The organism is Pinisolibacter sp. (genome assembly GCF_036782435.1).
Taxonomy (GTDB): domain Bacteria; phylum Pseudomonadota; class Alphaproteobacteria; order Rhizobiales; family Ancalomicrobiaceae; genus CALBKH01.
This window is the reverse complement of sequence record NZ_DAIPZB010000100.1, coordinates 1-4447: the sequence shown is the minus strand read 5'-3', so window position 1 is coordinate 4447 and position 4447 is coordinate 1. Positions and strand designations below refer to the sequence as shown.

The 4447-nt window shown below is 66.0% G+C and carries 5 protein-coding genes, 1 pseudogene and 1 CRISPR repeat array; all 6 genes and pseudogenes read left to right on the top strand.

What is annotated here, in order from left to right:
* The first annotated feature begins 50 nt into the window (after positions 1-50).
* On the top strand, positions 51-935 hold the full coding sequence (cas1, locus tag V7Q42_RS21270) for a type II CRISPR-associated endonuclease Cas1 (RefSeq protein WP_333826274.1): 885 nt from the start codon (positions 51-53) through the stop codon (positions 933-935).
* Entirely contained in the window at positions 923-1264 is a 342-nt protein-coding gene (cas2, locus tag V7Q42_RS21265) for a CRISPR-associated endonuclease Cas2 (RefSeq protein WP_333826273.1), read from the top strand. The genes cas1 and cas2 overlap by 13 nt, the downstream gene beginning before the upstream one ends.
* Before the next feature lie 96 nt (positions 1265-1360).
* Positions 1361-1858: direct repeats of the CRISPR family, unit length 36 nt; unit sequence GTTCTAGCAGGGAACGCGGTGCGGCCCAACCGCAGC.
* A gap of 41 nt (positions 1859-1899) precedes the next feature.
* Positions 1900-2157, top strand: a pseudogene (locus tag V7Q42_RS21260) (transposase); the annotation flags it as partial.
* Between the two features lie 224 nt (positions 2158-2381).
* Positions 2382-3233: an SDR family oxidoreductase gene (locus tag V7Q42_RS21255; RefSeq protein WP_333826272.1), complete on the top strand. Its 852-nt coding sequence runs from the start codon at positions 2382-2384 to the stop codon at positions 3231-3233.
* 18 nt (positions 3234-3251) lie between these two features.
* Positions 3252-3437 carry a twin transmembrane helix small protein gene (locus V7Q42_RS21250; protein ID WP_333826271.1) on the top strand — a complete coding sequence of 62 codons (186 nt, stop codon included), beginning with the start codon at positions 3252-3254 and terminating at the stop codon, positions 3435-3437.
* A gap of 26 nt (positions 3438-3463) precedes the next feature.
* Positions 3464-4039 carry a cob(I)yrinic acid a,c-diamide adenosyltransferase gene (locus V7Q42_RS21245; RefSeq protein ID WP_333826270.1) on the top strand — a complete coding sequence of 192 codons (576 nt, stop codon included), beginning with the start codon at positions 3464-3466 and terminating at the stop codon, positions 4037-4039.
* The last annotated feature ends 408 nt before the right edge of the window (positions 4040-4447 follow it).

The window sequence follows — 4447 nt, the reverse complement described above, 5'->3', positions numbered from 1 at the left end:
GTGAATCACGTCAGTAGACGGTCGTCGAGGGCTATCCGCGCACAGGTCTCATCAGTCTCGAACGCGGCTTCCTGGCGATCTCAGGCCCGGAAGGCGAACTTGGAAGGGTTCCGCTAGACGACATCGAAGCGGTCATCGTCGCCAATCCCGCCGCGAGCATGACCACGCAAGTCGTGGCGGCTCTCGCCCGTCGAGGAGCCCCACTCGTCATCAGCGGCCCCGACTTTCGCCCGAGCGCCTTCGTTCTTCCCGTCGACGGCCATCACGATCAAGGCAGCCGAATAGAAGCCCAAGCAGAAGCGACGCTTCCTGTCCGCAAGCGGCTCTGGGCCGAGATCGTCAAGGCAAAGATCACGGCACAGGCAGAAGCTCTCGACCGCGTCGGGGCCGGAGCAGGCACGGTTCGCACTCTGGCGACGAAAGTGCGCTCGGGAGACCCCGACAATTTCGAAGCACTCGCCTCTCAGAGATACTTTCCCGCTCTCTTTGGTCGACGATTTCGACGCATCCGAGACGCGGGTTCGACGAACGATCTCTTGAATTACGGATACACAATCCTCAGAGCCGCCACCGCGCGGTCCATCGTTGCGGCAGGGCTTCACCCCTCGCTGGCATTGCACCATCGCAGCAAGGGCGATGCGCTCCGCCTCGCCGACGACCTCATGGAACCCTTTCGCCCCTCGGTCGACCTCATCGTTCGCGACTTGACCGACGAGGGGATCGATCGCCTCGACCCGATCGTCAAGAAGCGCCTCGCCGGGGTCCTCCATGCCGATTTCGCGACAGCGGAGGGGCGAACGCCGCTTTCGAACGTTCTCGGGCGCTTGGCCGTGACGCTGGCGCAGGTCTACACCGGAGAGCGCAAAACACTGGCGCTGCCAAAGCCCCTCATCCCCCTCGAAGCGGATGAGGATGCCGAACTATGCGTGCCGTGAGTTCCTTGTCGGGGTATCGTGTCTTGTGGGTGATGGCTTTGTTCGATCTTCCGGTCATGACGAAGCCCGAACGCAAGCGGGCGACGAAATTTCGCCAATTCCTCTTGGACGAGGGATTTCTGATGATGCAGTTCTCCTGTTACCTACGCTTCACGGCAGGCAAGGAGCAGGCAGAAGCAATCACCCGCAGGATCGGCCGCCACGTCCCGAAGGACGGAAAGGTCGACGTGATCTGGTTCACCGATCGCCAATATGCCGACATCCGCAGCTATCGCGGCAAGTCCGACGAACCGAGACCTGCTCGTCCCGATCAACTCACGCTCTTCTGAATCGTCGCCGACTTGGCCGATCGAATGAAACAGGGCTTGATTTCCAGGCGCAAGAAGGCGAAAAACCCTCTGAAAACAGAGGGTTTCCCGAAGGGCGTTCTAGCAGGGAACGCGGTGCGGCCCAACCGCAGCGGACGGGCCTTCATCCAGACCCCGGTTTCAGTTCTAGCAGGGAACGCGGTGCGGCCCAACCGCAGCACCCGCACGACGGCCGATATCGCCCGCTTCGTTCTAGCAGGGAACGCGGTGCGGCCCAACCGCAGCGGCCGAAGGTGGTGAGGCGCAGGACGCGGCGTTCTAGCAGGGAACGCGGTGCGGCCCAACCGCAGCCGCCTCGACCTCTTCGATCGTCAATCCGCCGTTCTAGCAGGGAACGCGGTGCGGCCCAACCGCAGCGTCGCGGTGAAGGTCTGGGCGGCGACGTTGGTTCTAGCAGGGAACGCGGTGCGGCCCAACCGCAGCACAGCGCCAAGCTGCCCGACCTGAAGCGCGGTTCTAGCAGGGAACGCGGTGCGGCCCAACCGCAGCGGCGGTGATGAACGGCCACTTCCAGTGCAGGTTCTAGCAGGGAACGCGGTGCGGCCCAACCGCAGCAGGTTGCAGAAGGGGCACGGGGAAGGCGGGGTGACCGTGGATACGACGCCAGAGCCATCCTCGAACTGGTCGCCGCGCTCGGCGGGACCGCGCACATCCCGACCTGTTCGGATCGCCGCGTGCAGCGATCCGTCGACCGCGAACTCTACCGAAAGCGCAACCTCGTCGAGCGGTTCTTCTGTAAATTAAAGCACTTCCGGCGTGTGGCCACCCGCTACGAGAAACTCGCGGCGAACTACCTCGCAGCCGTGCTCCTCGCCGCCGCTCGACTCTGGATGCGGTTCGAGTCCATGGCCTAGGTGCCGGTTCCTCTGCCGGATTAACCTTTCCATAGGTTTCTGATTGCTTTCCGCGACCGAAAATGAGATCAACATCTCACACGGTCATCGCAAGCTCATCGGAACCGGTCGACGGAAACGTCGGCCGGTTTTCGATTTCCGGCGTATGCGGTCTTGCTCGTCGCCGGCCGGCGCACGACAGTGGGCGCCGAAGCCCGATCGCAGACGGGCGGAGGAACCCGAACATGAGCCTGCCGATCGCCGACCGATCGATCCTGGTCACCGGAGCGTCGACCGGCATCGGTCGCGCCGCCGTCGAGATCCTGGCGCGCCGCGGCTGGCGCGTCTTCGCCACCGCCCGCCGCACCGAGGATCTCGATGCCCTGACCGCGCTCTCCGGGGTCGAGGCGATCTTTCTCGACTATGCCGACCCCGCCTCGATCGAGGCCTGCGCCACCCGCGTACTCGACGCCACCGACGGCCGCCTCTATGCCCTCTTCAACAACGGCGCCTACGGCCAGCCCGGCGCCGTCGAGGATCTGACGCCCGAGGTGCTGCGCGCCCAGTTCGAGGCCAATTTCTTCGGCTGGCACGATCTCACCCGTCGCCTGATCCCGGCGATGCGGGCGACCGGTCGCGGCCGCATCGTCCAGTGCTCCTCGGTGCTCGGCATCGCCGCGATGAAGTATCGCGGTGCCTATACCGCCTCGAAATTCGCTCTCGAAGGCCTCACCGACACCCTCAGGATGGAGCTTCGCGGCTCCGGCATCGAGGTCGCCTCGATCCGCCCCGGCCCGATCGCCACCCGCTTCGTCGCCACCGCGACCCGGCACTTCGTCCAGAACGTCGACATCGACCGCTCGGTCCACGCCGAGGTCTATCGCCGCCGTCTCGCCCGCATGGGCCGTGGCGGCGCCACCCGATTCAAGTTGCCGCCGGAAGCCGTCGTCGACAAACTCCTGCACGCGCTGGAATCGCCGCGGCCGCGCCCCACCTATCGGGTGACGACGCCGACGCTGATCATCGATGTCGCCCGCCGGCTGTTGAGCGACGCGGCGATGTCGCGATTGGCGGGACGGATTTCGGATCGCGAGTGAGCAGAAGGGGCGGCGCCCATGCGGTTCTTCGATATCGTTCTGGTCGTCCTCATGCTCGGCGTCGCCGGCGCCCTCGGCCTCGGCGTTCTCAACATGGCGCGCGGCGGCTCGCCCGCCCGCTCGCAACGACTGATGCGCTGGCGCGTCGGCCTCCAGGCCGGCGCTCTCGTCGCCGTCGTCCTGGTGCTGTGGCTGCGCGGCTGATACCGACGGGAACGGGGAGAGTTCAGGTGGTCGTGCTCAATCGCATCTACACCCGCAAGGGCGACGACGGGTCGACGGCGCTGGTCACCGGCGAGCGCATCCCCAAGTCCGCGCCGCGCGTCGCCGCCTACGGCACGATCGACGAGACCAATTCCGTGGTCGGTCTCGCCCGCCTCCATACGCGCGACCTGCCCGAACTCGACGCCATGCTGGCGCGCATCCAGAACGACCTCTTCGACCTCGGCGCCGATCTCGCCACGCCGCCCGACGCCGAGACCAAATGGGAGCCGCTGCGCGTCGTCCAGGCCCAGGTCGACCGGCTCGAACGCGAGATCGACACCCTCAACGCCGACCTGGAGCCGCTGAAGTCCTTCGTCCTGCCCGGCGGCAGCCCGGCCGCCGCCCATCTCCACCTCGCTCGCACCGTGTCGCGCCGCGCCGAACGGGTGATGGTCGAGATGATCGGCGAGACCCCCGGCGCCGTCTCCGACGTGGCGATCGCCTACGTCAACCGCCTCTCCGACTTCTTCTTCGTCGCCGCCCGTTGGGCCAACGACCACGGGCGCACCGACGTGCTGTGGGTGCCCGGCGCCAATCGCTGACCTCGAACGCCTCGATCCGGCGCGATCGACGGCGTCCTCGAATTCCACGCGGCGACGCCAGCCGGCCGGCGAACATCGCCTCGCCGCCTCTCCCCCGTTGGTCGCATCCCCACGCGACCGCCGTTCGAAGACGCGCGGAAACCCACGATTCGTGGCGGTTTTCCGCCGTCGCACCAAACGTCAATATCTTTCCTTTTTCGTATACATCTCGAATTGACATCGCCGGACGACGCCGCTAGCGTCCGGGCCGCATTTTCCCGTCGTTTTCGCGCCGGACGGGAGAGGATTCCTCTCCGCGACGGCCCGACGAGGTTCGTATGCGCCGGCCACGCCGGCCTGACCGGAGACCCTGCCCCATGAAGATCCTGGTGCCCGTGAAGCGGGTGGTCGACTACAACGTGAAGATCC

Bases quoted from the DNA above. Each gene is read 5' to 3' on its own strand.
- cas2 (WP_333826273.1), top strand. From the start codon at position 923: ATGCGTGCCGTGAGTTCCTTGTCGGGGTATCGTGTCTTGTGGGTGATG.
- V7Q42_RS21255 (WP_333826272.1), top strand. From the start codon at position 2,382: ATGAGCCTGCCGATCGCCGACCGATCGATCCTGGTCACCGGAGCGTCG.
- V7Q42_RS21250 (WP_333826271.1), top strand. From the start codon at position 3,252: ATGCGGTTCTTCGATATCGTTCTGGTCGTCCTCATGCTCGGCGTCGCC.